25 protein-coding genes are annotated in these 24,417 nt (G+C 50.1%); 6 read left to right on the top strand and 19 right to left on the bottom strand.

Translation table 11 applies throughout. The features are described 5' to 3' along the window. Positions 1-277: 277 nt before the first annotated feature. The 17 genes from OR1_RS21775 to OR1_RS17245 form a co-directional block, all read right to left on the bottom strand. Positions 278-667, bottom strand: coding sequence for a PilZ domain-containing protein (locus OR1_RS21775; RefSeq protein ID WP_160295276.1), 390 nt, complete (start codon positions 665-667; stop codon positions 278-280). After that, the gene (locus OR1_RS17320) at positions 664-1,470 is read right to left on the bottom strand and encodes a sulfite exporter TauE/SafE family protein (protein ID WP_370543370.1); all 807 of its coding nucleotides are present in this window, start codon (positions 1,468-1,470) and stop codon (positions 664-666) included. The genes OR1_RS21775 and OR1_RS17320 overlap by 4 nt, the downstream gene beginning before the upstream one ends. Further along, the gene (locus OR1_RS17315; protein ID WP_041973582.1) at positions 1,467-1,940 is read right to left on the bottom strand and encodes a hypothetical protein; all 474 of its coding nucleotides are present in this window, start codon (positions 1,938-1,940) and stop codon (positions 1,467-1,469) included. The genes OR1_RS17320 and OR1_RS17315 overlap by 4 nt, the downstream gene beginning before the upstream one ends. Positions 1,941-2,017: 77 nt before the next feature. Then, entirely contained in the window at positions 2,018-3,493 is a 1,476-nt protein-coding gene (locus OR1_RS17310) for an NADH-quinone oxidoreductase subunit N (protein ID WP_041973580.1), read from the bottom strand. Between the two features lie 35 nt (positions 3,494-3,528). Further along, the gene (locus tag OR1_RS17305; RefSeq protein WP_041973578.1) at positions 3,529-5,121 is read right to left on the bottom strand and encodes an NADH-quinone oxidoreductase subunit M; all 1,593 of its coding nucleotides are present in this window, start codon (positions 5,119-5,121) and stop codon (positions 3,529-3,531) included. A gap of 40 nt (positions 5,122-5,161) precedes the next feature. Further along, the gene (nuoL, locus tag OR1_RS17300) at positions 5,162-7,153 is read right to left on the bottom strand and encodes an NADH-quinone oxidoreductase subunit L (protein WP_041973576.1); all 1,992 of its coding nucleotides are present in this window, start codon (positions 7,151-7,153) and stop codon (positions 5,162-5,164) included. Between the two features lie 45 nt (positions 7,154-7,198). Continuing rightward, positions 7,199-7,501: an NADH-quinone oxidoreductase subunit NuoK gene (gene nuoK, locus OR1_RS17295; protein ID WP_041973574.1), complete on the bottom strand. Its 303-nt coding sequence runs from the start codon at positions 7,499-7,501 to the stop codon at positions 7,199-7,201. Positions 7,502-7,519: 18 nt separating this feature from the next. Then, positions 7,520-8,023: an NADH-quinone oxidoreductase subunit J gene (locus tag OR1_RS17290; RefSeq protein WP_041973572.1), complete on the bottom strand. Its 504-nt coding sequence runs from the start codon at positions 8,021-8,023 to the stop codon at positions 7,520-7,522. A 10-nt stretch (positions 8,024-8,033) separates the two neighbouring features. Then, positions 8,034-8,432 (bottom strand): NADH-quinone oxidoreductase subunit NuoI, encoded by a 399-nt coding sequence (gene nuoI / locus OR1_RS17285; RefSeq protein WP_041973570.1) that lies wholly within the window; start codon positions 8,430-8,432, stop codon positions 8,034-8,036. A 29-nt stretch (positions 8,433-8,461) separates the two neighbouring features. Then, positions 8,462-9,499 (bottom strand): NADH-quinone oxidoreductase subunit NuoH, encoded by a 1,038-nt coding sequence (nuoH, locus tag OR1_RS17280; RefSeq protein WP_041973568.1) that lies wholly within the window; start codon positions 9,497-9,499, stop codon positions 8,462-8,464. Positions 9,500-9,548: 49 nt separating this feature from the next. After that, positions 9,549-12,035, bottom strand: a complete 2,487-nt coding sequence (locus OR1_RS17275; protein WP_041973566.1) for a molybdopterin-dependent oxidoreductase — start codon at positions 12,033-12,035, stop codon at positions 9,549-9,551. A gap of 43 nt (positions 12,036-12,078) precedes the next feature. Next, the gene (gene nuoF, locus OR1_RS17270; protein WP_041973564.1) at positions 12,079-13,860 is read right to left on the bottom strand and encodes an NADH-quinone oxidoreductase subunit NuoF; all 1,782 of its coding nucleotides are present in this window, start codon (positions 13,858-13,860) and stop codon (positions 12,079-12,081) included. A gap of 40 nt (positions 13,861-13,900) precedes the next feature. Beyond that, positions 13,901-14,422: an NAD(P)H-dependent oxidoreductase subunit E gene (locus OR1_RS17265; RefSeq protein WP_041973562.1), complete on the bottom strand. Its 522-nt coding sequence runs from the start codon at positions 14,420-14,422 to the stop codon at positions 13,901-13,903. A 27-nt stretch (positions 14,423-14,449) separates the two neighbouring features. Next, the gene (gene nuoD / locus OR1_RS17260) at positions 14,450-15,622 is read right to left on the bottom strand and encodes an NADH dehydrogenase (quinone) subunit D (RefSeq protein WP_041973560.1); all 1,173 of its coding nucleotides are present in this window, start codon (positions 15,620-15,622) and stop codon (positions 14,450-14,452) included. Between the two features lie 63 nt (positions 15,623-15,685). Beyond that, the gene (locus tag OR1_RS17255; protein ID WP_041973558.1) at positions 15,686-16,174 is read right to left on the bottom strand and encodes an NADH-quinone oxidoreductase subunit C; all 489 of its coding nucleotides are present in this window, start codon (positions 16,172-16,174) and stop codon (positions 15,686-15,688) included. Between the two features lie 31 nt (positions 16,175-16,205). Further along, a complete protein-coding gene (locus OR1_RS17250; RefSeq protein ID WP_041973556.1) occupies positions 16,206-16,718 on the bottom strand; it encodes an NADH-quinone oxidoreductase subunit B family protein in 513 nt (170 codons plus the stop codon). Further along, the gene (locus OR1_RS17245) at positions 16,709-17,065 is read right to left on the bottom strand and encodes an NADH-quinone oxidoreductase subunit A (protein ID WP_041973554.1); all 357 of its coding nucleotides are present in this window, start codon (positions 17,063-17,065) and stop codon (positions 16,709-16,711) included. Before OR1_RS17245 ends, OR1_RS17250 begins: the two co-directional genes overlap by 10 nt. A gap of 353 nt (positions 17,066-17,418) precedes the next feature. Between OR1_RS17245 and hemL the strand changes: the two genes are divergently transcribed. From hemL to atpE, 5 genes are all read left to right on the top strand, one after another. After that, positions 17,419-18,702 carry a glutamate-1-semialdehyde 2,1-aminomutase gene (gene hemL, locus OR1_RS17240; protein ID WP_041973552.1) on the top strand — a complete coding sequence of 428 codons (1,284 nt, stop codon included), beginning with the start codon at positions 17,419-17,421 and terminating at the stop codon, positions 18,700-18,702. A gap of 90 nt (positions 18,703-18,792) precedes the next feature. Then, entirely contained in the window at positions 18,793-19,032 is a 240-nt protein-coding gene (locus tag OR1_RS17235; protein ID WP_041973551.1) for an AtpZ/AtpI family protein, read from the top strand. After that, positions 19,010-19,396 (top strand): ATP synthase subunit I, encoded by a 387-nt coding sequence (locus OR1_RS17230; RefSeq protein WP_041973549.1) that lies wholly within the window; start codon positions 19,010-19,012, stop codon positions 19,394-19,396. The genes OR1_RS17235 and OR1_RS17230 overlap by 23 nt, the downstream gene beginning before the upstream one ends. A 4-nt stretch (positions 19,397-19,400) precedes the next feature. After that, positions 19,401-20,090, top strand: a complete 690-nt coding sequence (gene atpB / locus OR1_RS17225) for a F0F1 ATP synthase subunit A (RefSeq protein WP_041973547.1) — start codon at positions 19,401-19,403, stop codon at positions 20,088-20,090. 66 nt (positions 20,091-20,156) lie between these two features. Continuing rightward, positions 20,157-20,441, top strand: coding sequence for an ATP synthase F0 subunit C (atpE, locus tag OR1_RS17220; RefSeq protein ID WP_041973545.1), 285 nt, complete (start codon positions 20,157-20,159; stop codon positions 20,439-20,441). 80 nt (positions 20,442-20,521) lie between these two features. Here the strand turns inward: atpE and OR1_RS17215 are convergent, their stop codons facing one another. After that, entirely contained in the window at positions 20,522-22,006 is a 1,485-nt protein-coding gene (locus OR1_RS17215; RefSeq protein ID WP_041973543.1) for a leucyl aminopeptidase, read from the bottom strand. Between the two features lie 169 nt (positions 22,007-22,175). Between OR1_RS17215 and OR1_RS17210 the strand changes: the two genes are divergently transcribed. Beyond that, positions 22,176-22,889 carry a phosphatase gene (locus tag OR1_RS17210; RefSeq protein WP_041973541.1) on the top strand — a complete coding sequence of 238 codons (714 nt, stop codon included), beginning with the start codon at positions 22,176-22,178 and terminating at the stop codon, positions 22,887-22,889. A gap of 52 nt (positions 22,890-22,941) precedes the next feature. Here the strand turns inward: OR1_RS17210 and OR1_RS17205 are convergent, their stop codons facing one another. After that, positions 22,942-24,348, bottom strand: a complete 1,407-nt coding sequence (locus OR1_RS17205) for a DegQ family serine endoprotease (RefSeq protein ID WP_041973539.1) — start codon at positions 24,346-24,348, stop codon at positions 22,942-22,944. Positions 24,349-24,417 lie beyond the last annotated feature (69 nt).

Raw genomic sequence — 24,417 nt, 5'->3', positions numbered from 1 at the left:
ACAGCATTGGCGCTTGGTAGGAAACCTTCCAATCATTACTTATAGCAGCAGTGTGGCACTGGTCGCAGCCACCGGGCGGGGGTATGCTTCTCCATGCCGTAAGCATTGCGCACCCGCCAAATGGAATTGCACAGGCAAAGATCAATACTACACTGATATATTTCTTCATAATATAACTCCATCTCTATGCTCTCAGAAAATGTTACCACATCATCTATGCAACTCAAATCTGATGACTGTCGCGCAGATCACTAAAGGTCTTAACAGGAATCTGACCTCAGCCAGGCTGGATGAACCTTGCGATTGCGGATTTTGCCTCTTCCGAAATAGTTTCAAACTCCACTCCAAATCCTTCAGGCAGCTGTTTATGCGTATAGTTATTGCCTGTATTTATCCAGACAACCCGGCCAGAAGATTCAATGAGTGCCGGATTTTCGTCAGAAATAACGAAACTGAGATCTATTGCGTCTCCGCAGGCGACGACTCCGTCATAAGCCACATACATTCCTTGAACCCCTAGATTCCAGCAGATTCCATAATCGTTCAGGTTATCCAGTCTGAACTGAACATTGATACGACAATGAACTCTTACCTCTCTTCTATCCAGAAACTGATTATCGGTAATATCTTGCGTAGAGGTTGCCGTCGGGCCATCACCAGATGTCATATGATCCCCCATAACATTTTTAATGCGATAATGAGAAGAAATCCCGCAAAGATTCTTTTCAAACGCGGCACCGGCAGTCTATGAGCCAGGCGGGCCCCGAATGGGGCGGATGCAAAACTGGCAACGGCAACACATGAAACTGCAGGAATATAGACAAAGCCCAGAGTCAATGCCGGAAGATCACTGAAATGCATCCCAGTGATAATATACCCCAAAGATCCGGCCAATGCTATTGGCAGGCCAATTGCTGCAGATGTCCCAACTGCTCGGTGTGCAGGCATATTGCACCAGATAAGTAAAGGAACGGACATGCTTCCCCCGCCAATACCGACCAGACTTGAAAGCCATCCTATGATGCCTCCGGCAGAGATCAAGCCGAACGATCCTGGAAGGGTGCGATGACTTTTCGGACGAATGTCCAATAACAGTTGCACGGACACGACGAATAGAAAAGCGACAAAGAATGCCTTTAAAAAGCAAGTCGATAACCCGGCTGCAACCCAGGAACCTGTAAAGGTCCCTAAAACTATGCCAGGTGATATCCTCACAACTGTCGGCCAATCAATTGCTGCATGACTATTATGAGACCTTATACTTGAAATTGATGTAAATACTATGGTTGCCAGCGAAGTCCCAATAGCCAGGTGTGCAATATGGGGAGAAGATACAAACTGTGATGAAAACATGAAAGTAAGGACAGGAACAATTATCAGACCGCCGCCAACGCCGAGGAGGCCGGCGAGAAAGCCAGCCGTCACCCCAAGGGCCGCATATTCGATCCAATAAGCAAACATGCAGTTCATTCAGGTACGTCCTTAAGTTTCGGCGCATCCGGTTCTTTTAATATATCAGTGAAGTGAATAAATTGCGGCAATAGATCATCATGAAAAAGGAGATGATAATAGAGATCAAAATCAACCCGGGTTACTCTTCCGGTATCGGCAACATCAATCATCATACCAAAAGGCAATACAACTTCGGAATTCATCTGAGGTGGAGTAAATCTAAATCTGGAGCTGCCTGACATGTTCTCGGCGCTATCGAAAGTCCTGACAAGAAGCTCGATATCGAACAGGCTGTGAGAACTCCTATTATGAAGCCTTCCGGTAAGCTGGAAGCGCTCTTGCGATACATTGATCAATTCCCATGAAATATCGATTTCTGGCGTTGCGTATTGACCATGGCCTGCCCCGCACTCGGCACAGTTGGCTATAAAGAGAAGCATAATAAACGTAGACAACAATATTCTGAGTTTATCGAATTGGTTTTTCATTTGGCACCAGATATCCCCGATAAAAAGAAAGCCCCTCTGCGCACAGAGGGGCTTTCTTTATACTATATGAATCGTGTTTACATCAATATCGCTTTTTGCGCCAAGTCCAGTAAGGTACCGGGAACAATTCCAGGGATAAGCACACCTGCCACAGATAGGAGTAAACAAAGCGCCAAAGAAGGAGAGACTGCCAACCAATCAAACTCCTCGGTAGGATCTTTCATATACATAAACACCATTACCCTCAGGTAATAATATACAGAGGCCGCGCTGTTAAGCACGCCAATTATTGCAAGCCAGACGTATCCCGCCTGAATTGCGCCGGAAAACAAGTAAAACTTGCCGATAAACCCAGCTGCTGGTGGAATACCGGCCAGTGAAAACAGGAAGATTGACATGCACATTCCGAGAACCGGGTGCTTGAAACCAAATCCAGCATAATCGGAGACGTTATTGTTCTCTTCGCCCTTCCTGCCAACCAGTACTATTATTGCAAATGCCCCGATATTCATAAACGCATAGGAAAGCATGTAGAACAGAACACCGGCGGTGCCAACAGCGTTTCCGGCAGTAAAACCAACCAGAACGTAACCGGCATGAGCGATTGATGAATACGCGAGCATACGCTTGATATTTGTCTGCTTTAGCGCTGTAATGTTGCCGACAGTCATTGTGAGAACGGCAAGAACCCACAAGAGTTCGGACCAGTCAGCCTTCATCGCAGGGAGAGCAACGATGAATACACGCAGAAAGGCTGCAAAGCCTGCAGCTTTAGGGCCTACCGACATGAACGCAGTCATTGGTGTCGGTGCACCTTCATAAACATCCGGTGTCCACATATGAAATGGCGCTGCAGCAATCTTAAAGGAAAATCCAACTGCCATCAGAAGCATACCGGCCACAAGCATCGGATTGGACAATACCATACCGTTCTGAGAAATATACGATGCTATGGCAGCAACCCTTGTAGTGCCTGTAGAACCATAGATTAAAGCCATGCCATAGAGCAGAAAGCCAGTTGAGAAGGCGCCAAGCAGGAAATACTTGAGTCCGGCCTCGTTCGACTTCAAATTAGCGCGATTAAATCCTGCAAGCACATAAAGCGATACGGAAAGCACTTCGAGCCCCAGGAAGATCGTCATCAGATCTGTCCCGGAAGCCATCAGCATCATGCCGACTGTCGCAAAAAGGATAAGAGGATATATTTCACCCCAGTTACATTCCTCCCGCTTCAGGTACTGGTCAGTTATAAGAATTGTCAAAAACGCCGAGACAAGGAATGTCCCCTTGAAGAACAACGAGAAATTGTCCTGCAGAACCGAGTTGTTAAATCCAGACTGAGGCGCACCCCACCCACTGACTACTGAGAAGAAGGTAACTACGATACCAATAAGGCTAAGATATCCCAGGTATGCCTTCTGCTCACTGTTAATGAAAACATTTACGAGCAGCAGAGCCATGGCTATTACTGACAGGATGACCTCAGGCATGATTGCCGCAAAGTTAACACCTGCTGCAGCCGCGATATTGGCTGGGAATTGAAGCATATCCATTGAATCATTACCTCCGGAACTTTATTACCGATTGATTACTTGTTAACAGGCATTGCCGGATGTCCGGCAGGCATCCCTTCAACTGCAGGCTGGCCCATAGGCATACCTGCCGGCATGACTGGCAGTGCTGGAGCTTGGAGAGCAACCTGCGGCTTTACCTTTGTAATTTGAATCATCTTATCGATAGATGGCGCCATCCTGTCAATAAACGGCTTGGGATATAGGCCCATTACAAAGATCATAACTAAAAGTGGAACCATAATCGCGACTTCTCTTGCATTGAGGTCTTTCAGTTCCTTGTTCTTCGGATTATTGAGCTCTCCGAACATCACGCGCTGGAAGACCCAGAGCATATATACTGCAGACAGAATCACGCCGCTGGATGCAACCACAGTGTACCAGCGAAGCTTGCTCTCAAATGATCCGATCAATACGAGGAATTCGCCCACGAAACCGTTTGTCCCAGGAAGGCCTATTGATGAAAAAGTAACTATCATGAATATCGTTGCAAATACCGGCATCTGCTTGGAAAGCCCGCCGAAATCGGTAATTAGTCTTGTATGCCGGCGTTCATAAATGAAGCCGACGATAAGGAAGAGCGCGCCTGTTGAAATACCATGGTTGAGCATTTGCAGCATCCCTCCAGCCACACCCTGCTGGTTGAGGGCAAACACGCCAAGCATTACGAATCCCAAGTGGGCAACAGAAGAATAAGCTACCAGTTTTTTTACATCTTCCTGAACCATGGCAACCAAGGAGGCATATATGATACCGATTACAGCCAGAGTGGCGATAAGCGGCGTGAACTTCTCTGAAGCCTCAGGGAAAAGGGGCATTGCAAAACGTACATAACCGTAGGTACCCATTTTGAGGAGAATTGCCGCAAGGATGACAGAACCGGCAGTAGGAGCTTCAGTATGGGCATCAGGCAACCATGTATGGAACGGAAACATCGGCACCTTGATGGCAAAGGCAAATGCGAATGCGAGAAACATCCAGATCTGAGTAGCCAAAGGCAGGTTAAGGCCGTAGAAACGAAGAAGATTGAAGTCACCGGCTCCGGCCTTGAAGTACAGAACAATAATCGCAATCAGCATCAAGAGCGAACCGGCCATTGTATAGATGAAAAACTTCAGCGTTGCGTAAACTCGATTTTTCCCACCCCAGATACCGATGATAAAATACATCGGAATCAGCATCAATTCCCAGAATATGTAGAAAAGGAACATATCAAGGGCAACAAAGGCGCCGAGCATACCTACTTCGAGTAGAAGCAGGAAGATCATGTACTCTTTCACCTTTGTCTCTACCGCAGTCCAAGTGGAAAGCACTGCGATCGGCATGGTGAATGTTGTCAAAATAACGAGCCAAAGGCTGATCCCGTCAATGCCGACATTGTAATTCATCTGGAAGGGGCCGGCTGCAATCCAGGGATAAAACTCCTTGAATTGGAACTCGGCATTGGTAACAAATCCAAACATTATCGGGAGAGACAGCAAAAAGGTAACTACCGTAGTTGCAATCGCTACCCCGCGCAGTAATGCGTGGCTGTCTTTAGGTATGAAGAAAAGCAGTAGCACCCCGACTAGCGGAGAAAAGGTCATCAGGGTAATGATCATGTCGCTCATTGAATCAGCTCCTTTTACACAATAGCTAAGTCAGGAATTTCTATCTGAAAATATATAAAGCTACAATTACTACAGCGCCAAGAGTCATACCGAGCGCATAGTTATGGGTGTAACCGGTCTGCAATCCTCGAATACCGGCACTCAGACCCATAAATATCTTACCAACACCGTTGACAATGCCGTCTACAACCACTACGTCAAAGCCCTTCCAAAGCAGATTGCCAAATCCCTTGCATGGGTTCACAAACAGGAAGTCATACAGCTCATCCATGTACCACTTGTTGTATACCGCCCGGTGGAGAGCGGGGAACGTGGAGGTGAACTTTTCCGGGAGTTTGTTGTTGGCCATGTACATTGTAAAAGCAATGGTGATACCTATTACAGCGATGACTACCGACAGCCCCATAAGCCCCCATTCAAGGGCATGAGTGTGGTGGCCGACATGGGCATACTCTTTCCCGTATTCGTTGGCAAGCTCGAAGACCGGGTCAAGCCAATGCTCGAAATAGTTGGGGAGCATGCCCATCAGCTTTGGCATGCCGATATAGCCGCCGACAACGGCGAGGAAACCGAGAACCATCAGAGGAATAGTGATTACCAGCGGTGATTCATGGAGGTGATCTTTGACCTTCGGGTTAATGCGGCACTCACCAAAGAATGTCATGAATACGAGCCGGAACATGTAGAATGCCGTAAACATCGCCGCAATGCAGCCTATACCCCAGAGGACTATGTTAAGGCCGCCGTGGTATGGGTTGGCAAATGCCTGCCAGAGAATTTCATCTTTTGAGAAGAAGCCGGAGAACCCTGGAATACCGGCAATGGCGATCGTTGACACAAGGAACGTAAGGAAGGTTATCGGCATGTATTTCTTTAACCCGCCCATGTTCCGCATATCCTGCGCATCATCATGGAGATGACCGTGGTGAAGCGCATGATGCATGGCGTGAATAACCGAACCAGACCCAAGAAAGAGACAGGCTTTAAAGAATGCGTGGGTCATGAGGTGGAATATACCGGCTCCAAAGGCGCCAACACCCATGGCCAGGAACATGAACCCGAGCTGGGATACGGTCGAATAAGCGAGTACTCGCTTGATATCGTTCTGTGCTGTACCGATTGTAGCTGCAAAAATGGCCGTACAAGCACCAACAACCGCAACCACCATCATTGTCTCAGGTGATTTGATAAATACAAAGCTCATCCGGCCGATCATATATACACCGGCAGTTACCATTGTTGCTGCATGGATGAGGGCGGAAACAGGTGTCGGGCCCTCCATTGCATCGGGAAGCCATGTGTAAAGAGGTAGCTGTGCTGATTTACCAGTAGCCCCCAGGAAGAAACAGAGTGTCGCTATCGTAACTACACCGCCATAAGGCAACAGGTGCGAGGCCGCCTTTATTTCAACAAAATTTATTGTCCAGATATTATGGTTGCTTCCAAACCACCAGTACAGGGTAAACAAACCGATCAGGAAACCGAAGTCACCGACGCGGTTCATTACAAACGCCTTCTTCGCAGCGTCACCAGCAGATTTCTTTTCAAAATAATAACCGATAAGCAGGTAGGAGCAGAGACCAACGCCTTCCCATCCGATAAACATAACAAGCATGTTGCTGCCAAGAACGAGCAGAAGCATCGACATGCAGAACAGATTCAGATAGGCAAAAAAGCGGTAAAATCCTTCCTCGCCATGCATATATCCAATCGAGTACAGGTGAATAAGCGAGCCGACACCTGTTACTACCATGATCATTACCGCTGACAGCGGATCGATGAGAAATGCCATGTCAGCCTTGAAGTTTCCGCAATGAATCCAAGGGAAAACAACTTTCTCAAATACTCTCTGTTCAGCAGGGAGACCAATCAGCTGCATAAGTACCCCGCATGACACCAGGAACGAAAGGAAAATCATCAGGGTACCGATTCCACCAATCACAGCTTCATTCTTGATCTTCTTACCAAAGAAGCCATTGATCAGAAAGCCGATCAGAGGAAACAAAGGTATGAGCCATACATTTTCAAACATTCCAGACTCCTTGAGTGAAATGATTCGTTGTACTGATTGCCCTGATTACCACTTCATCAGGTTTAAGTCCTCAACATCGATGGACTCGCGGTTCTTATAAAATGCGATCATCAGGGCGAGGCCCACTGCAGCTTCTGCAGCAGCTACCGTCATAACAAAGAAGACAAAGATCTGGCCATCCATATTGCCCAGATACTTTGAAAAGGCAATAAATGTTAAATTGACGGAATTGAGCATCAGTTCCACACACATGAAGATTACGATGGCATTTCGTCGAATCAGCACACCAATGGCACCAATTGAAAACAGAATTGCGCTGAGAATTAAATAGCTGTGCAGCGATAGCATCTCGTCACCCCTGTAACGTTAGATTTTCTTCTTTGAAAGAATTACTGCACCTATAATTGCAACCAGAAGCAGTATTGACGTAATTTCGAAAGGCAACAGGAAATCAGTGAACATCGACCGGGCAATCAGTTCCGTATGCCCGATCTTGTTGATCACATCTGTAGTAATCAAGCCCTTTGCGCCTGTCAGAGAACTGTTATTCAGGAAATTAAAGGTCAACACCAACATGAGGAAACCGACAACAGTACCGATTATCCCTGCATGTGTGTAACGCCGTCCGACTTCGGACCGTATATTCAAGAGCATGATAACAAATACAATAAGGACCATTATCGCCCCGGCATATACAAGTACTTGTACGGCTGCCATAAATGGGGCATCAAGGGTAACGTACAGTGTCGCTATGCAGAAAAAGGTCAGGATCAGCGATAGAGCACTGTTAATAGGGTTGCGGCATGTCACTACCATAATCCCGGAAAGGACGGTTACCGCTGCCACAATAGTAAAGAAGATGGTTTCCATTGCTGCTCCTTTATTTCTTTTCTAACAAGGCTTGCTTGGTAAAGATGAAGTCTTCCCTCTTGTAGTTCGCGAGTTCAAACGTCTGCGTCATCTTAAGCGCATCGACAGGGCAGGCCTCAACACAGTAGCCACAAAAGATACAACGCAGCATGTCAATCTCATAAACTGCCGCATATTTATCGTGGTTTTCATCTTCCCCAGCTTGAACGGTTATACATTTTGCCGGACAAACAGTTGGACAAAGGTAGCACGCAACACACTTGGCGTTATTGTGTGCAACCTTCAATGCATGCAGACCACGGAAATTGGGGGCTACATTCGGACGTTCAGTCGGATACTGGAGCGTAACCGGTTTCATGAACATATGCTTCAGGGTAATCTTCAGACCATTAATCAACGGCATTATCATGGCGGATATCCTCTTCCGTTAAATTCGAATCAGCGTGCAATCAGACCAGTAACCACAATGTTCAGCAATGTCAGCGGCAGGAACACTTTCCAGCCGAGACGCATGAGCTGATCGTAGCGGTAGCGGGGGTAGGTAGCGCGAATCCACATACACACAAATATAAGGAAGTATACTTTGGCAATAAACCAGACCCAGCCGGGAAGGAACCCGGGACCATGCCAGCCACCGAGAAATAGAGTTGTCGTAACCGCGCACACTGTAACCATGTTGGCATATTCAGCCATGAAGAACATCGCATACTTCATGCTCGAATATTCGGTACAGAAGCCAGAGACCAGTTCAGTTTCTGCTTCAGGAAGGTCAAAAGGAGTCCTGTTTATTTCGGCAATGGAACAGATAAAGAAAAGAATGAAAGCCAGAGGCTGCTTGAATGCGTACCAGCCAAAACCGGCCTGATCGGCTACGATTTTCTGTAGAGACAATGACTCGGACATCATGAACACCGAGATGATTGCCAGACCGGCAGCAAGTTCATAAGAAATCATCTGTGCCGATGAACGGAGTCCGCCAAGCAGAGAGTATTTGCTGTTCGATGCCCAACCGGCAAGCACTATCCCGTATACGCCGACTGATGCCAAGGCAAGGATGTAAAGAACACCTACGTTCAGATCCACAACCTTGCCGGCTGCAGTATCGTAGAATGCGGCGATCTGCAGAGGTATCTTGTATCCCATGACTTCAATCGTATCGCCGAACGGTATAACCGCGAATCCTATAAAAGCGGGTATCAAGGCAATTATTGGCGCGAGCAGAAAGGCAAATTTATCTGACTGAGAAGGGACGATCTCCTCTTTAAAAAAGAGCTTAATGCCGTCCGCTATCGGTTGAAGCAGTCCATGCCATCCTGTCCGCATTGGCCCGAGCCGTACTTGCATATGGCCGATAATCTTCCGTTCAGCGTATGTTGCATAGGCGACAGTTAACAGAACAAACACGAAGACTACCAGCACCTTTACAATCATGGCTATGTAGTAAATCATTGGCAGTCCAAACAGTTCGAATCCCATGAGTTCCTCTTCCCCTTCTCGCTAGTGTTTAAAACTGACGGATTCTGTATTATTTACCGATCGTTACAAAGGTTACAGCACTTCCCGCAGTCACCGTGTTTATTGATGCGTCGGCAAAATGATATGGAGCGAAAACAACACCTTTCGGGAGCCTGGAGCCAACCTTGGCTTTCAAACGAAGCTCGCCGGTGGACGACTTTATGGCAACCTGGTCGCCATCACTGATTGAAAGCGACTTGGCATCTTCCCTGTTAAGCTCAACATATGCTTCAGGGCAAACCAGCATTGGTCCTTCGCCATACACGGAGAGCGTTCCCGAGTGATTGAGCGCACTTCCTGTAACCAGTGCGAGTTTGCCTGATTCGGTTGCCGGAGCAGCTGCGGCCACCGGAACAAACGTTGCCGTACCAGAAACCGGCCGAACGGACCCTTCATCACCGAGAGTGTCATAACTCAATCCGGCATATCCGGCAACAGTTCCCGACAGCTCCTGGAAAGCTGCCTTGACATCAGTAAAAGCAGGCTGACCGGAAACTGCATTATAGAGGTCATTCAATATCCGGAAATCGGATCGAGACTCACCAACAGGATTAATGGCACGATTGACGCGCTGAACTGCTCCGAGTGCGCTGGTAAAAGTCCCATCCTTTTCGGCGAATGAACAGGCAGGGAGTACGACATCGGCCATGGCTGCTGTAGGAGTCAGGAACAGGTCCTGCACAACCAGAAACTCAACCTTTTCCAAAGCAGTCTCAACCAGCTTCCGGTTCGGATAGGATACAACCGGATTCTCGCCTGCTACATACAGCGTCTTAATAGAGCCCGAGACACAACCGGCAATGATATCCAGAGCACTCTTGCCACCTGATGTCGGATGAATGGAGAGATCTGCGGCACCCTGGCTGTTGTTTTTCTCACCTAGGATAAGTACGCCGCTTCCCTCTTTTCCGACCTTGCCGGTCAGTAACGCCAGATTTATCACTGCCTGCGCCAGCTCCTTGCCGTGGCCCGGATATCCCATGCCAGTTGGGAGGAGGATGAGCGCCTTCTCGGCCTTTGCATAGTTACGGGCAATAGCCTTGATTTCATCGGCGGCGATACCGCACTGATCGGCTGCCTGGTCAACACTGAGAGACTCCAGCCCCTTCTGCCATGCGCTGAATCCGCCTGTTGACTGTGCAGAAGAATCGAGGAGATTTTCGTCAAGTATGACCTTCGCTATCGCGTTAATGACGAGGAGTTCTGCGCCTGGCTTGTATATGGACGTTTTGGCTTCAGGAAGTTTGGAGAGTTTCCCTTTTTTATCGGAAACAATCTGGATTGCTGACCCTTGGCGCTTGACAGCGAGGTTTATCTCAAAGCCAAGTACCGGATGGGTCTGATACAGGTCGGCATTGATGACGAGCAACAGATCCGACTTCTGCACATCGGCTACGACCGACGGTGACGCAGGATAGCCGAGGCTCTCCTTTGCTCCGGATGTAAGGGCTGTGTGCGCATATCCTGCCGAATGATCGACGTTGTCGCATCCAAGCAGATCCTTGAAGAGTTTCCTTGTAAGCAGGAGTTCTTCATTGGTCAGACGTGGAGAAACAAGGGCAGCAAGCGAATCGGGAGTTGATTTTGCTTCTTTGAGCTTAGCGGATACTACATTCAATGCCTCTTCCCATGTCGCCGGCTGCAGCGAACCGTTCTTCTTTACCAGCGGTGTCGTAATTCTCTTGTCGCTGTTTATGAATTGGTATCCCCAACGGCCACGCGTACAGAGCTGACCATTATGAAATCCCTGATTTTCGTCATAAATGGTTGTGAGAACCTTGCTATCCTTGACACCGAGAGTCAGCTGGCAACCGGTTCCACAGTAACCGCAGACCGTCTTCACCTTGTTCATCGCCCACCAACGGGCCTTGAACTTGAACGGGCGGCTGACAAGTGCACCTACAGGACAAACTGAGACGCAGGAGCCGCAGAATTCGCAATTCAGTGGGCCATCATACTCAGTGCCGATTTTTGCGTTGATACCTCTGTTAATGAATGAGTAGGCACCATAGCTGACAATTTCATCACAGATTCGTGCGCACTTGCCGCAGTGCACACAGCGATTCATGTCCCGCTCTATAAGTGGATTTTCGTAATCTATCTTCCAGTTGAACTTTTCATCCTGGAATCGGTTAGTATTGACCTTATATTCATAGGTCAGGTTTTGCAGATCACAGTCTCCAGCCGCATCACAGACAGGGCAATCAATGGGATGCTTAAGAAGGAGCAGCTCAAGAACCATTTTACGGGCCTTGATAATCTCGTCTGTCGTTGTCCTAACGATCATCCCCTCAGTTACCGGTGTGGTACACGCAGGGATCTGACGTCCTTTCATCTGCTCGACTTCGACAAGACACATGCGGCAACCGCCGAAGGGATTCAGTTTTTTGTCATGGCAGATGACAGGGATTTGAATACCAGCGGCCTTAGCAGCTTCATATATGGTGGCATTTTTAGATGCCGTTACCTGCTTGTCATCGATTGTAAGAGTAACCATCTCGACCTCTGTCTCCCTCAGATGTTTGACTTACAGCACGCATCTACTCGATGGCCATGAATCGGCAGGCGTCGTAGCAGGACTTGCATTTCGTACATTTTTCCTGGTCAAGAAATGCAATCTGCCCTTTTTCCCACCTGATGGCATCTACCGGACACGCCTTGAAACAGGCGCCACACTTGACGCACTTTTCTTCGACCACCTGCCACAGAAGGAGTTCCTTGCAGCAGTTGGAGGGGCAGCGCTTTTCATTTATATGGGCTTCGTACTCATGCCGGAAGTATTTGATAGTTGAGAGGATGGGGTTTGGAGCCGTCTGGCCGAGCCCGCACAGCGAAGCCTTCTTGATGGTATTACCCATGTCCAGAAGCGTGTCGATATCCGAAGGCACACCTTGACCGGTGGTGATCCTCTCCAGAACGTCAAGCATTGCCTTGAGACCGATTCTGCACGGGACGCACTTGCCGCAGGACTCGTCACGGGTAAAGGTCAGGAAGAAACGGGCAACGTCTACCATGCAGGTGGTTTCATCCATGACGACCAGACCACCCGAACCCATCATGGCGCCTGCCTTTATCAAGGAATCATAGTCAACCGGCGTATCGAGGATCTCTGCAGGGATGCAGCCCCCTGAAGGGCCACCCGCCTGTACTGCCTTGAACTTGCGGTTGTTGGCGATACCACCGCAGACCTTATAGATAACGTCACTAACCGTCATCCCTGCAGGCACTTCAACAAGACCGGTATGCTTCACCTTGCCGGTAACCGCAAAAATCTTTGTCCCCTTGGTGGTCTCCGTACCCAGAGAGGCATACCATTCAGCACCACGAAGAATGATATGGCGGACGTTGGCAAAGGTCTCTACGTTATTTATATTACTCGGCTTTCCCCATAACCCTTTTACGGCAGGGAAAGGCGGGCGGGGGCGGGGCATGCCGCGCTCGCCCTCGATGGATGCCATAAGTGCTGTTTCTTCGCCGCAGACGAATGCACCGGCACCTTTCTTTATTCTCAGATCGAAGTCAAAGCCCAGCCCCATAACATTCTTGCCGAGATAACCCTTCTCGTAACAGACATCCAATGCCATCTGGAGACGTTCGATTGCAAGCGGATATTCTGCGCGAACATATACATAACCAGCTACTGCGCCTATTGCATAACCGGCAATCATCATTCCTTCGATGACGCAGTAAGGATCGCCTTCCAGAACCGACCGGTCCATGAATGCGCCCGGATCACCCTCGTCGGCGTTACAGATTACATACTTGAGTTCACCGGGGGACCCTGCACAGAAGGACCACTTCATACCTGTCGGGAATCCGCCGCCGCCGCGGCCTCTCAACCCCGACTTCTTGACTTCATCGATGACACCGGCAGGGCTCATCTCCTTGACGCACTTTTGAACCGCCTTGAACCCATCCTCCTCAAGATACGCGTCGAGGCTTTCCGGATTGATCTGACCGCAACCGGTCATAACGATTCGCAGCTGTTGATCGACAAATGTATTGTAATATGGCTTGGCTTTACGCTTTTCAAGGACTGTTTTGTTAACTATGTGTTCGTTGATGATGTTTTCTACTTCTTCTGGCTTGACGAAGTCGTAGGTAACCCGCCCATTTTCTTCTGTGATAATATCTACAAGCACGTCGTTTGCGCAGAGACCGCGACAACCTGTCTTGATCACGTCGCAACGCTTGCCGACAACGGCGTCAACGCCCTTTTCGGCAATTACCCTGTTAAACTCCGCCTCGACCTCTTTGGCCCCCATCGAGACACCGCCGGTACCCTGGCAGATCAAAATTTTTATCGCAGCGTTTTCGCTCATGACTGAATTGTCCCTTAACGAATAGTATCGAGCTACTTACTTACTTCATTGGCCTCTGGTTATAGTCGGCTATGATCTGATCAACCTTCTGTACAGTCATCGCACCGTAGGTGGAATCATTAACCATTGCCAGCGGCGCCATACCACATGCGCCCAGACACGCAACCTTTTCGAAGGTGTATCGAAGATCCGGAGTTGTTTCAGCATGCCCGATTCCGAGCTTGTCAAAGAAGGTCTCAACGATTCGCGGCGAGCCTTGAACATGGCATGCCGTACCAACACATACCCTTATTATGAAGCGACCACGCGGCTTTAAATGGAACTGGGCATAAAAGGTTAGAACGCCGAATATCTGACTGGGGTAAACATTCAACCGCTCTGCCACAAGATCTATAGTAGGCTTAGGAACGTAACCATACTCATCCTGAATTCCCTGCAGAACCGGCATCAGGTTCCCGTGGAGAGTCAGGTACTTGTCTATGACATGATTAGCTGGACCGAGATCGATCTCTTCAGCTGGGGTTTTTTCATCGTTTTTTGCTTCGGCCGGAGCGTTGCTCATTACTCCCTCTCCTTTGTCGCGGTAACGTTACCGGTCGATCTCACCAAGCACGATATCCAATGTTCCGATTACAGCCACAAGATCCGCTATCATCGCACCTTTAGCCATCTTCTCAATAGCCCCGAGGTTGCAGAATGAAGGTGGGCGAATTCTCATGCGGTAAGGCTTGTTACCGCCGTCACTGACCAGGTAATACCCGAGTTCACCTTTTGGCGCTTCAACACTCTGGTAAACCTCCCCTTCAGGAACAGGGAAACCTTCGCTGGCAATCTTGAAGTGATGAATAAGCCCTTCGATCGTGTTGTACACATTTTCTTTGGGCGGATAGCAAACCTGCGGATCATCTGCAAGGATGGGCCCGGGCTTGAGTGAATCAAGGGCCTGACGGATAATCTTGACCGCCTCCCTCATCTCCACGAGACGAACCTTGTAACGGTCGTAGGTGTCGCACTTCTCGCCCACCGGTACAGTGAAATTGTATTTCTCATAACCGCTGTAAGGATTGTCGCGACGAAGATCCCAGTCAACACCTGATCCACGCAGCGCAGGACCGGTAATGCCGTAATCTATGGCATCTTCGGCCGAGATTACGCCGTTGCCTATGGTCCTCTGCATCCAGATGGTATTCTTCGTCAGCAGCCCCTCATAGGTATCAAAGTGTGCCGGGAAGGTATCGATGATCTCGCGAACGTCTTTTTCAAAGCCGTCATATACTTCAGACGAAAGGCCGCCGACCCTGAAATAGTTACTGGTCATTCTCGCGCCGGAGATCTTCTCATATAGACTCATGATTGCTTCGCGCTCGCGGAAGGCGTAGATGAAGACCGTCATCGCACCGATATCGAGCGCATGGCAGGCAATCCAAACAAGGTGCGACTTGAGACGCGTCAACTCCGCCATAATCACGCGAATGGTCTGGGCCCGCTCAGGAATCTCTATTCCGAGCAGTTTTTCGACCGCCAGCACATAGCCGAGGTTATTGCTCATCGGAGCCAGGTAATCCAGACGGTCAGTAAGAGGGATCGTCTGATGATAAGTCCGGTGCTCCGACAGCTTCTCCACCCCACGATGCAGATAGCCGATATGAGGAGTGATCTTCTCAATGATCTCTCCGTCAAGCTCGATGACGAGCCGCAAAACCCCGTGTGTACTCGGGTGCTGCGGTCCCATGTTTACTGTCATTACCTCTTTATTAGCCATTGCTCGCCTCTGTATCTAATCTAAATAGCGTGATTAACTATCTACTTCAGAAAAATGGAGCCCTTAAGAGAGCCTGCCTTTGTACGGTTCGCGATCAGGTCCCTGCAATGGATAGTCCTTGCGGAGCGGGTGGCCTACCCAGTCATCCGTCATCAGAATTCGGCGAAGGTCTGGATGATTCCGGAAGTTGATACCCATCAGGTCATACACTTCGCGCTCTAAAAAAATCGCCGACTTCCACAGCCCGGTGACCGAATCGATAGCGCAGTCACTCTCAGGCACCGGAGCCTTAACACGAATGCGATCCTTGTTAGGAATTGAATAGAGGTTGTAGACTGCCATAAAACGCGGCTCTTGCTTCCCAAGATAATCTACCGCAGTGACGTCGGTGCACAGATTGAAGCGGAGCGAATCCTTCAGGAAACCGCAGATCTCCAGAATCTTCTCCCTGGCGACCGTAACCGTAACCTCGCCCCGAAACTCCTTCACCTCAAGAATGGAGTCCGCGTACTTCTCTTTGAGCTTTATTACTGCGCGATTATTTTCAGCCATAACCGTTAGTTCCCCTTAATTTGAAAGTTCGCTACGCCGCAGACTCTATGCGCTCGCCAAGGCCGATGGTTGAACCGAAAGAGTTCTTATCTTTCATTATCTTGTCCTGCAGTTTCATCAGACCATAAAGCAGCGCCTCAGGCCGAGGCGGACAACCAGGAATATAGACATCTACCGGGAGAAAATTATCCACTCCCTGCACAACACTGTAGGTATCAAAAACACCGCCCGAGCAGGCACAGGCACCCATCGCAACAACCCATTTCGGCTCCGGCATCTGCTCATATACGGTCTGAATGACCGGGGCCATCTTTTTCGTTACAGTGCCGGCAATAATAATACAGTCTGCCTGGCGAGGCGAGGCGCGGAAGATAATACCGAAACGGTCCAAGTCGTTATGGGACGCACCGGTTGCCATCATCTCAATAGCACAACAGGCAAGGCCGAAGGTCATCGGCCAGATGGAGGACTTCCTCGCCCAGTTGACGAGGCCATCCAGGGACGTTGTAATGAAGTTGTCTCCCAACGGCTGATCTACTCCCATTCCAGTGCTCCTTTTTTCCAGACATAAATATAACCGACAAAGAGAATGACAATAAAGACTGCCATCTCCATCACTCCGAACATTCCCAACTTCTTATAAATGATTGCCCAGGGATACAGAAACACTGCTTCAATATCAAACAGAATGAACAACATGGCAATAATGTAAAACTTTACAGAAAAACGCTCGCGAGCCGACCCGACCGGTTCGCATCCGCATTCGTACGGTGCCAGCTTGACTTCCGACGGCTTCTTCTGTCCGATAAGCGACGAAAAGCACAGGGAAGCGAATCCGAACACCGCCGCAATTACTACCAAAAAGATAATGGGCAGGTATGCACCTAACATATGCAACTTCCTCCACTCTGATATATGCCCTGAAGCCATTGCTTCCATACTTCTATTCTGCTTCAGGACTCTCTGTTTAAGCCATTAATTTCATTAGTAAAATTGTTACATTAATACAACATTTAAACGCATACTGTATACACTTGACCGAACGGGAACTTATTTCATTTCTTAGGCAGTGTCAAGAAAAAAAAGCTTTAATCATCTCCCTCTCAGCGCCATTATTTTTCACATCAAAACCCGCTTCCCTCAAGCAATTGAATCTCGGCTAGTTACACCTTGACACCCAAGAGCCTTGTAGGTATAAAAATATCTTCATTTCTAAGTAAATCTCATCAACGAGGTATAAGCACATGCAAAACAGCCGCTCAGTTTGCCTGTTCAAACAAGCCCAAAATTCAATACCCGGCGGCGTCAACAGCCCTGTCCGCGCATTCAGATCGGTGGGAGCAGACCCCCTCTTCATAAAACGGGCGTCCGGCTCACAGATAATCGACGAAGACGACAATACTTATATAGATTATGTCGGTTCCTGGGGCCCAATGATTCTAGGCCATTGCCACCCGCAAGTCGTAGCAGCGGTCAAGCAGACCATGGATAATGGCTGCAGTTTCGGCGCCCCGACCGAACTTGAAGTAACACTCGCGGAAATGGTCATCAAGGCTGTGCCCTCGATCGAAATGGTCCGAATGGTGAGTTCCGGTACCGAAGCGACCATGAGCGCCATTCGCCTGGCCAGAGGCTACACCAGCCGCGACAAGATCCTCAAGTTTTCCGGATGCTATCATGGACATTCCGATGCACTGCTGGTCAAGGCAGGGTCAGGGGCCGCAACTTTTGGCGTGCCTGATTCGCCTGGCGTTCCTGCCGACTTTGCAAAGCACACGCTTACCGCACGTTTCAACGACATAGAATCGGTGCGCACGCTGGTTGCAGAGAACAAGGGACAGGTAGCATGCATTATTATCGAACCGATTGCAGGTAACATGGGAACGGTCCCACCCCGCGAAGGGTTTCTTGAAGCGCTGCGCAAGCTTTGCACTGACGAAGGAATAGTTCTTATTTTCGATGAGGTAATGAGCGGCTTCCGGGTTGCCTATGGCGGCGCGCAGCAAGTATACGGCGTCACCCCTGACATGACCACTCTCGGCAAGATTATCGGCGGTGGCCTGCCGGTTGGAGCGTTTGGCGGCAAGAAAGAAATAATGTCCCTGCTTTCCCCATCGGGAGGTGTATACCAGGCAGGGACACTTTCCGGCAATCCCCTTGCCATGACTGCCGGCATCGAAACACTGAAACTTCTTCAACGCCCCGGTTTCTACCAAGAGCTCGACGACAAAAGCAGCTACCTGTCCGCTGGAATTGCCAAGGCCGCCAAAGATGCCGGCTATCCTATTTACTCGACCCGCGTCGGCAGCATGATCTGCGCTTTTTTCAATAAAAATGAAGTTCACGACTGGGACAGCGCGTCAACCTGCGACACAGCGGCCTTTGCAAAGTACTTTCGTTTGATGCTTGAAGAGGGTGTATACCTGGCTCCGTCTCAATTCGAAACCGCTTTTGTCTCCATTGCCCACAGTCAGGACGATTTAGATCGGACAATCGCTGCGGCAGCAAAAAGTTTCAAAGCTCTGTAGTGCCTGAAGCGGCAACGCACTGTCATAAATTGTTGACAGCGGCCACGCTCTTGTGCTAAACAGCCTTGTTTTGCTGCAGGCCATTCAGACATGAAAAGTGAAAAAAAGGATCTCTTCCGGGCACTCGGGCTGGTTTCCAGTATGGGAATCTCGGTCGTTGTAGCAATAGCGATTGGGGTCTGGTGCGGGCTTAAACTTGACGAATGGCTGGGAACGGCTCCTTGGTTCTTTTACATCTTTCTTTTTTTCGGGATCGCTGCCGGTTTCCGCAACATTTATATTATAACCAGCAGGGAGATCCATAGAAATGGGAACGGCACGGATAAATGACGACAACCTGATAACCGTGCTGGTAATAGGCTGTGCCTGTCTCGTGGTGATAATGACCGTCATGGGCTGGCTGATGGTTTCCGGCAGATTCGCAATCGGGGTTGCAGCCGGCGGCTGCCTTGCTCTTCTCAATTTTTTCTGGCTGCGAATTGCACTCCAGAAGATAATGCAAATGCCTGCCGGTCAGGCGACAAGGTCAGCAAACGTACGATATATTCTTCGACTTTCCGCTCTCGGATTCATCATCTGGGCGCTGATCGTAAAGGCGAACATAAGCATACCCGGCCTACTCGTCGGACTTTCGGTGCTCGTAATCGGCATCGTGCTCATGACATTGTACAGACTACTCCATATGGGAGGTTAATTTTATGGTTCACCCGTTACTTTTCCTGCAGTTTTTCAGAGAGCTTCTGGCACCGCTTCACATTTCAGCCGGTTCAGCAGATGCGATTGCCTATACCTGGCTGATCATGATACTTCTTCTGATAGTATCCAAACTTGCCACGAGCAGCCTGAAGAGCGTGCCAAGTGGACTTCAGAACTTCATGGAAGTGATTATCGGCGGCATAGAGAACATGCTGGTCGAGACCATGGGTGAGCACGGCAAGCCGTTCTTCCCCCTGATAGCGACGCTGGCTATATTCATTCTGGTTTCAAACCTGATTGGCCTGGTTCCCGGCTTTTTCCCGCCAACTGCCAACATAAACACCACTGCCGCCTGTGCAGTTATTGTCTTTGTAATGACCCATGTAGTGGGGATCAAGCACCATGGCGCAGCCTATGTAAAGCATTTCATGGGGCCGATCATCTGGCTCGCACCGATGATGTTCTTCATCGAAGTTATCGGGCACCTCTCAAGGGTAGTATCGCTGACGCTCCGTCTTTTCGGCAACATGAACGGCCACGAACTGGTGCTGATGATCTTTTTCGGACTGGCGCCGTTCATCGTACCGATGCCGATGATGCTAATGGGCGTTCTGGTATCTTTCATTCAGGCATTCGTATTTATGCTGCTGGCAATGATCTATATTCAAGGATCTCTTGAGCACGCCCATTAACTACTTATATTGATTTCAACATCCTATACAATTTAGGATACAAACAACAAACGAGGAGGTAGTACAATGAGCTTTTTCACCATGTGCGTTCTGGCCGCCGGTATCGGTATGGCACTTGGAACAGTAGGAACCGGCATCGGCCAGGGTATGGCAGTTAGCCGCGCAGTTGAAGGCGTTTCCCGTAATCCGGGCGCTTCGGGCAAGATCCTCACCACCATGATGATCGGTCTCGCCATGATCGAGTCTCTCGCAATCTATGCTCTGGTTGTCTGTCTGATCATCCTCTACGCAAACCCCTACAAGGAAATCGCAACCAAGCTGGCTGAGACTGCAGCTGCAGTTGTGAAGTAATTCCGCATTTTCCGGCAAACAATAAAAGAGGGTGTGTCAGTTGATGGCACACCCTCTTTTCATTCGGACCTTGATGCAATCTATCCGGCAATTCCCCTCAGATAGTCCACCAGCAGCCGCACACCGACCCCCGTCGCCCCTTTCGGCAGGTAATTTCTCCCTTTCTCTTCCCAGGCAGTGCCGGCAATATCCAGATGCGCCCATTTCGCCTTGCCGACGAACTGCCTGAGGAACCACGCAGCGGTAACAGTTCCGGCATGCGGGCCTCCGGCATTTTTCAGGTCAGCGATATCGCTCTTCATTGCTTCACCATACTCGTCCCAAAGCGGCAGTTCCCACACCCGTTCGCCGGTCGCTTCCCCTGCCTTTTTCAAGGCCCTTTTCAGCCCGTCGTCATTGCCCATAAGCCCTGAAGCCTCGGTTCCGAGGGCTACCAGGCAAGCGCCGGTAAGGGTCGCGAGATCGATCAGAGCCGATGGCCGGTAACGCTGAGCATAATGAAGAGCATCACAAAGAACCATTCGTCCTTCGGCATCGGTATTGTTTATCTCAACGGTCTTTCCAGACATTGTCCTGACCACGTCCCCAGGCTTGTATGCCCCGCCATCGGGCATGTTTTCCGCAGCCGGAACCAGCCCGACAAGGTTGACCGGGATTTTAAGAGCGGCGGCCGCTTTCATGACACCGAATACCGCTGCGGCACCGGACATGTCATCCTTCATCCGCTCCATCCCTTCGCGAGGCTTGAGGGAAATCCCGCCGGAATCGAATGTTATCCCTTTGCCAACTATGACTACCGGCTTGCCGTCCTGCCTCCTGCCATGGTACTCCATTATTATGAACCTGGGCGGCTGAGCCGACCCTTTGCCAACGAACAATAAGCCGTTCATACCCAGATTTTCGATTTCTTTGGCATCCAGCACGTGGCAGGCAAACCCCTGGCGAGCGGCAATAGCCAGAGCCTGTTCAGCCAAAAAGGCCGGTGTGGCGTGATTTCCCGGATGCGACACAAGGTCGCGGGCCATTCGGACCGCATCGCATATTATGCGGCTCTCCGATGATGCCAGCGCCATCGCCTTTGCTTCCCTTTTCGTTTCGGCCGCGAGATTCAGCTCCGCTAGACAGGCGCGCTCTTTCGGCTCTGTTCTATAGACATCGAACCGATAGGAACCGAGCATCATCCCCTCGACAACGGCACCTGCGAATCTGTCACCACCTTCAATTTGCGGCAGCGTCGCAAGGCAACTCGAAACGCCGAGCTGATTCAGTGTTCTGGAGGCTGTGCCCGCGGACTGCCGAACCCGTTCAGCGGTCAACTCCCTCCTCTTGCCAAGTCCAACCAGAACCACCCTCTCGGCAGGCATCTGCCCCAGGGTGTTCAACTCTTTCACCTTGTTTAGCTCTCCGGAAAACTCCTTCTGCTGTCGCAGAAAGGAAAGAACCCCATTCAACCCCCTGTCGAGGCGCTCCAGAAGATCGGTCCCGTCAACATCCTCGAAACACCCGACTACCAACGCCGGTGTAACAAACTTGAGGGGGTCCGCAGTAATAACTTTGACCTGCATCCAGGCTACCTCCCGATCAATAAGATTTCTCTGAGTGAGCAGATAGTTCCGGCATCACGAACAATCAGACTGACGCCTAAACCGCCATAATATTGTACCTGCACACCGGACGATGACAAGCGAGCCGTATCCATTGACAACCAAAGTATTAATGTGAAATAGTCTCTTCATGAAAATAATTGCCGATATGCATACACACACCATATCCTCGGGACATGCCTACTCAACGATCAACGAACTGGCGGCATCTGCCGCACAAAAGGGATTGCAGGCCCTGGCGGTAACCGATCACGGACCGGCATTGCCCGGCGGCCCCCATATATACCACTTTGGCGCTATGCGGTTTATCCCCAGGGAAATATCCGGCGTCAGAATATTTGCCGGTTGCGAGGCAAACATCCTCGATTCGGATGGCAAGATAGATCTTCCCGAAAACTATCTATCCAGGCTCGATTTTGTCATGGCAGGCTTTCACGAATTCTGCGGATTTGATGACAAGGGGACGGGCCGTAACACTGAGGCAATGATCAACGCTATGCATAATCCGGGGATTCACGCAATTTCGCATCCGGGCAATCCGGCTTTCCCGGTTGATTACGAGGCAATAGCCCGCGAAGCTTCCCTAACCGGCACCGCTCTGGAGATAAACAATGCCTCGTTTACCTTCAGCAGATGCGGCAGCCGCCCCAATTGCGAGAAACTTGCCCGACAGATAGGCAAGTTTCATACGCCGGTCATTGTCGGAAGTGATGCCCATATAGCGCAGAACGTCGGCGAATTTGCGGTTGCGTTGGAGGTAATTGCCGGAGCTGGGATAGAAGAGGCGCAGGTCGTTAATTCGGACCTGGAAAGGCTAATTGGGTTTCTGAAACCGTCCGGGTAAGGGTTTCGGGGAGGCGGCTTCATAATCCGGGCCGGCCTCCCCGCAGATATTCCTACTGCTCAACCTTGGTAACAATTATCAAAGCAGCATCGCCACGCCGGAGCCGGAAACGGAGATACCCCCCCTTGGCGGTGGCTTTGATCCCCTTTTCATAATCCGGGACGGTCTGAACCTTGACGTCGTTTATCTCCAGAATGATATCACCGCGCATAATGCCGGCTTCGTCGGCAATCCCTCCCGGTTTGACATCCGTGACCACTACCCCGGTAGCCTCTTTGATTCTGAGAGAATTGGCAAGATCCTTGTTCAGCTCCTGAACCGTAATGCCGAGCTTGTCAGGCGAGACCGCACCGGGCGCCTCCGTGTCGCCATCATCCTTTCGACGCTCCAAAGAAACCTCTACGACCTTTTCCTTGCCTTCGCGAAACAGCTTCAGCTTAACAGCCTTACCAGGAGGGGTTGCGGCAACGATCCGCGAAAGCTCATTAGCCTCCCGCACCGGTTTGCCGTCTATTTCTGTAATAATGTCACCGTTCTTCAGTCCGGCTTTCTCGGCCGGTGTGTCCTTGATGACGTCGGCTACCAGAGCACCTTTTTCCCCTTCCATCCCGAAAGCCTTGGCAATTTCCGGCGTTACAACCTGGGTCTGGACACCCAGCCATCCGCGCGTTACCTTACCCTTGTCCTTGAGCTGCGGGATAATCGATTTAGCGAGATTTATCGGTATGGCAAACCCAATCCCTTGGCCTCCGGCGACAATCGCCGTATTTATGCCGATCACCTCGCCCTTGACATTGAACAGCGGTCCCCCGGAGTTGCCGGGGTTGATCGAGGCATCGGTCTGGATGAAATCGTCATAAGGCCCACTCCCGATAACCCGACCCTTGGCGCTGACTATGCCGGCGGTCACCGTTTCGGAAAGTCCGAAGGGGTTCCCGATGGCCATGACCCATTCGCCGATCTCGATGGCGTCACTCTCGCCGAGCTCAGCTGCAGGCAGGTCTGTAGAGGCAGTAATCTTGATCAGGGCAAGGTCCAGTTTCTGGTCCCGCCCCTTGATCTCCGCCTTGTATTCTTTGCCGTTGTTCAGTTTCACCTTGATCTCGTCCGCGCCGTCCACCACATGATTATTGGTCAGGATGAGACCGTCCTTGCTGATGATAAAACCGGAACCCAGGCTTTTTTGCTTTTGCTGGCGCTGAGGAGCGTCTTCGAAAAACCGGTCAAAGAAATCGTCAAAGGGGCTGGAGCCAAAAGGACTGGTGAAGGGACGCCCGAGACGGCGCTGTGAAGCGATGGTCTTTGCGGTACTGATGTTGACCACCGATGGCGTCAACCGCTTGGCAAGTTCGACAAAATCCGGGTTCACCGGTTTTGCGATTGCGTTCGGCACAGGCAATACTGCCATAATGGCAGCCGCCAGCGACAGAGCAACACTGGCGAAAAATCGTCGTGACATATCCACCTCCGGAAGCTGATTTGTGCTTTAATCTAATTACAAGGGAGCCGGTTGTCAACCGTAAGGATT

Source organism: Geobacter sp. OR-1 (assembly GCF_000813145.1).
Classification (GTDB): Bacteria; Desulfobacterota; Desulfuromonadia; order Geobacterales; family DSM-12255; genus Geoanaerobacter.
This window is presented reverse-complemented; position numbering and strand designations above follow the sequence as displayed.

Coding starts and splice junctions, on each gene's coding strand:
- OR1_RS17255 (WP_041973558.1), bottom strand. CDS start 16,174: ATGGCTGAAAATAATCGCGCAGTAATAAAGCTCAAAGAGAAGTACGCG.
- nuoD (WP_041973560.1), bottom strand. CDS start 15,622: ATGGCTAATAAAGAGGTAATGACAGTAAACATGGGACCGCAGCACCCG.
- OR1_RS17310 (WP_041973580.1), bottom strand. CDS start 3,493: ATGGATATGCTTCAATTCCCAGCCAATATCGCGGCTGCAGCAGGTGTT.
- nuoL (WP_041973576.1), bottom strand. CDS start 7,153: ATGTTTGAAAATGTATGGCTCATACCTTTGTTTCCTCTGATCGGCTTT.
- nuoK (WP_041973574.1), bottom strand. CDS start 7,501: ATGCTATCGCTGCACAGCTATTTAATTCTCAGCGCAATTCTGTTTTCA.
- OR1_RS17205 (WP_041973539.1), bottom strand. CDS start 24,348: ATGTCACGACGATTTTTCGCCAGTGTTGCTCTGTCGCTGGCGGCTGCC.
- OR1_RS17215 (WP_041973543.1), bottom strand. CDS start 22,006: ATGCAGGTCAAAGTTATTACTGCGGACCCCCTCAAGTTTGTTACACCG.
- nuoF (WP_041973564.1), bottom strand. CDS start 13,860: ATGAGCGAAAACGCTGCGATAAAAATTTTGATCTGCCAGGGTACCGGC.
- OR1_RS17265 (WP_041973562.1), bottom strand. CDS start 14,422: ATGAGCAACGCTCCGGCCGAAGCAAAAAACGATGAAAAAACCCCAGCT.
- nuoH (WP_041973568.1), bottom strand. CDS start 9,499: ATGGGATTCGAACTGTTTGGACTGCCAATGATTTACTACATAGCCATG.
- OR1_RS17250 (WP_041973556.1), bottom strand. CDS start 16,718: ATGGGAGTAGATCAGCCGTTGGGAGACAACTTCATTACAACGTCCCTG.
- atpB (WP_041973547.1), top strand. CDS start 19,401: ATGGTTCACCCGTTACTTTTCCTGCAGTTTTTCAGAGAGCTTCTGGCA.
- hemL (WP_041973552.1), top strand. CDS start 17,419: ATGCAAAACAGCCGCTCAGTTTGCCTGTTCAAACAAGCCCAAAATTCA.
- OR1_RS17315 (WP_041973582.1), bottom strand. CDS start 1,940: ATGAAAAACCAATTCGATAAACTCAGAATATTGTTGTCTACGTTTATT.
- OR1_RS17245 (WP_041973554.1), bottom strand. CDS start 17,065: ATGTTAGGTGCATACCTGCCCATTATCTTTTTGGTAGTAATTGCGGCG.
- OR1_RS17305 (WP_041973578.1), bottom strand. CDS start 5,121: ATGAGCGACATGATCATTACCCTGATGACCTTTTCTCCGCTAGTCGGG.
- OR1_RS17290 (WP_041973572.1), bottom strand. CDS start 8,023: ATGGAAACCATCTTCTTTACTATTGTGGCAGCGGTAACCGTCCTTTCC.
- atpE (WP_041973545.1), top strand. CDS start 20,157: ATGAGCTTTTTCACCATGTGCGTTCTGGCCGCCGGTATCGGTATGGCA.
- OR1_RS17210 (WP_041973541.1), top strand. CDS start 22,176: ATGAAAATAATTGCCGATATGCATACACACACCATATCCTCGGGACAT.
- OR1_RS17275 (WP_041973566.1), bottom strand. CDS start 12,035: ATGGTTACTCTTACAATCGATGACAAGCAGGTAACGGCATCTAAAAAT.
- nuoI (WP_041973570.1), bottom strand. CDS start 8,432: ATGATAATGCCGTTGATTAATGGTCTGAAGATTACCCTGAAGCATATG.
- OR1_RS17320 (WP_370543370.1), bottom strand. CDS start 1,470: ATGAACTGCATGTTTGCTTATTGGATCGAATATGCGGCCCTTGGGGTG.
- OR1_RS17230 (WP_041973549.1), top strand. CDS start 19,010: ATGGGAACGGCACGGATAAATGACGACAACCTGATAACCGTGCTGGTA.
- OR1_RS17235 (WP_041973551.1), top strand. CDS start 18,793: ATGAAAAGTGAAAAAAAGGATCTCTTCCGGGCACTCGGGCTGGTTTCC.
- OR1_RS21775 (WP_160295276.1), bottom strand. CDS start 667: ATGACATCTGGTGATGGCCCGACGGCAACCTCTACGCAAGATATTACC.